Annotated in this window: 1 pseudogene; it reads right to left on the bottom strand. The window is 61.0% G+C overall.

The features are described 5' to 3' along the window. Positions 1-9: 9 nt before the first annotated feature. Positions 10-354, bottom strand: a pseudogene (locus AACY49_RS30865) (XdhC family protein). Between the last annotated feature and the right edge of the window lie 105 nt (positions 355-459).

Here is a 459-nt window from a genome sequence, read left to right as displayed (position 1 = left end):
GTAAATAGATTAACGCAGAGAGAGTATCTGGGCGAGCGCGGCGATCGCGATCACTTCCGGCTCTTTGCCAGTCACGCCGGGCAGGCCGATCGGGCACGTAAGCCGGGAAAGGTCGTCGTCACCAAACCCCTCGCCTCGCTAGCGGGACAGGAACCGCGCGCGCTTGGTCTGCGAACCGATCAAGCCAATGAAGCAGGCCCGGCTCCGCAACGCAGCTGCGGTCAGCCGATAGTCGAGGCCATGGTCGTGCGTGAGGACCAGGATCGCCGCCGTGTCGCCGGCCTTGACGGCGCATCTTTCGAAGATCTCGCAGAACGCGTCGATCCATTTTGCTTCGATACGGTCGGACAACATGGGCAGCTCCCGGCATTTTGGTTTCTTGTATTGTCAGATCAGGCCTCGGTGAACCCTCGCAGGAGGTAAGCCCGCAAGGCACCGAGCAACCCGTTCAGGATCAAT

The sequence above is a fragment of the Pseudomonas sp. EL_65y_Pfl2_R96 genome (assembly GCF_963970905.1).
Lineage (GTDB): Bacteria > Pseudomonadota > Gammaproteobacteria > Pseudomonadales > Pseudomonadaceae > Aquipseudomonas.
This window is presented reverse-complemented; position numbering and strand designations above follow the sequence as displayed.